The organism is Pseudarthrobacter sp. rb (assembly GCF_056389225.1).
Genome location: NZ_JBWJAR010000038.1, coordinates 1 through 1,945 on the forward strand (window position 1 = coordinate 1; position 1,945 = coordinate 1,945).

A 1,945-nucleotide genomic window follows, 5' to 3' on the forward strand; every position below is an offset into this window, starting at 1 on the left:
TGTGTCTGTTGTTTGAGAACTCAATAGTGTGCCAAGTTTGTTGATACCGATTATGTATGTAATTGGTTGAATTTGCCGAATCGTGCCGCCCCTGTGGTGTGGTTTGGTGTTTTTAGCTGGTTTCAAATTTTGTGCAGTCTTTGTCGCCGTTATTTCCGGTGGTTTTGGTTGTGTCTGTTTGTTTTCAACGGAGAGTTTGATCCTGGCTCAGGATGAACGCTGGCGGCGTGCTTAACACATGCAAGTCGAACGATGATGCCAGCTTGCTGGTGGATTAGTGGCGAACGGGTGAGTAACACGTGAGTAACCTGCCCTTGACTCTGGGATAAGCCTGGGAAACTGGGTCTAATACCGGATATGACTGATCATCGCATGGTGGTTGGTGGAAAGCTTTTGTGGTTTTGGATGGACTCGCGGCCTATCAGCTTGTTGGTGGGGTAATGGCCTACCAAGGCGACGACGGGTAGCCGGCCTGAGAGGGTGACCGGCCACACTGGGACTGAGACACGGCCCAGACTCCTACGGGAGGCAGCAGTGGGGAATATTGCACAATGGGCGCAAGCCTGATGCAGCGACGCCGCGTGAGGGATGACGGCCTTCGGGTTGTAAACCTCTTTCAGTAGGGAAGAAGCGAAAGTGACGGTACCTGCAGAAGAAGCGCCGGCTAACTACGTGCCAGCAGCCGCGGTAATACGTAGGGCGCAAGCGTTATCCGGAATTATTGGGCGTAAAGAGCTCGTAGGCGGTTTGTCGCGTCTGCCGTGAAAGTCCGGGGCTCAACTCCGGATCTGCGGTGGGTACGGGCAGACTAGAGTGATGTAGGGGAGACTGGAATTCCTGGTGTAGCGGTGAAATGCGCAGATATCAGGAGGAACACCGATGGCGAAGGCAGGTCTCTGGGCATTAACTGACGCTGAGGAGCGAAAGCATGGGGAGCGAACAGGATTAGATACCCTGGTAGTCCATGCCGTAAACGTTGGGCACTAGGTGTGGGGGACATTCCACGTTTTCCGCGCCGTAGCTAACGCATTAAGTGCCCCGCCTGGGGAGTACGGCCGCAAGGCTAAAACTCAAAGGAATTGACGGGGGCCCGCACAAGCGGCGGAGCATGCGGATTAATTCGATGCAACGCGAAGAACCTTACCAAGGCTTGACATGAACCGGAAAGACCTGGAAACAGGTCCCCCACTTGTGGTCGGTTTACAGGTGGTGCATGGTTGTCGTCAGCTCGTGTCGTGAGATGTTGGGTTAAGTCCCGCAACGAGCGCAACCCTCGTTCTATGTTGCCAGCACGTGATGGTGGGGACTCATAGGAGACTGCCGGGGTCAACTCGGAGGAAGGTGGGGACGACGTCAAATCATCATGCCCCTTATGTCTTGGGCTTCACGCATGCTACAATGGCCGGTACAAAGGGTTGCGATACTGTGAGGTGGAGCTAATCCCAAAAAGCCGGTCTCAGTTCGGATTGGGGTCTGCAACTCGACCCCATGAAGTCGGAGTCGCTAGTAATCGCAGATCAGCAACGCTGCGGTGAATACGTTCCCGGGCCTTGTACACACCGCCCGTCAAGTCACGAAAGTTGGTAACACCCGAAGCCGGTGGCCTAACCCCTTGTGGGAGGGAGCTGTCGAAGGTGGGACTGGCGATTGGGACTAAGTCGTAACAAGGTAGCCGTACCGGAAGGTGCGGCTGGATCACCTCCTTTCTAAGGAGCGCCTACAGCTACCGGCCTGGATGTATGTCCGGGTGTGGGGGTTGTCAGGAAGCAAGCCCGTTGCGCAGGCGATTGTCCTGCGGCGGGTGCTCATGGGTGGAATATCAACAAATAGCGGCCGTTGTGTTGTCGTGTCCTTCTCTAGTACGAACCCCACCTGGTGGTGGTTCTGGAACGGTGGGCGTGGTGATGTGGTGGTTTTCGTGTTTGGCACACTGTTGGGTCCTGAG

Annotated in this window: 1 rRNA gene; it reads left to right on the top strand. The window is 55.3% G+C overall.

Features of this window, described 5'->3' with window-relative positions:
* Nucleotides 1-184: 184 nt before the first annotated feature.
* Nucleotides 185-1,706, top strand: a 16S ribosomal RNA gene (locus ACWRN3_RS22625).
* Nucleotides 1,707-1,945: the final 239 nt, after the last annotated feature.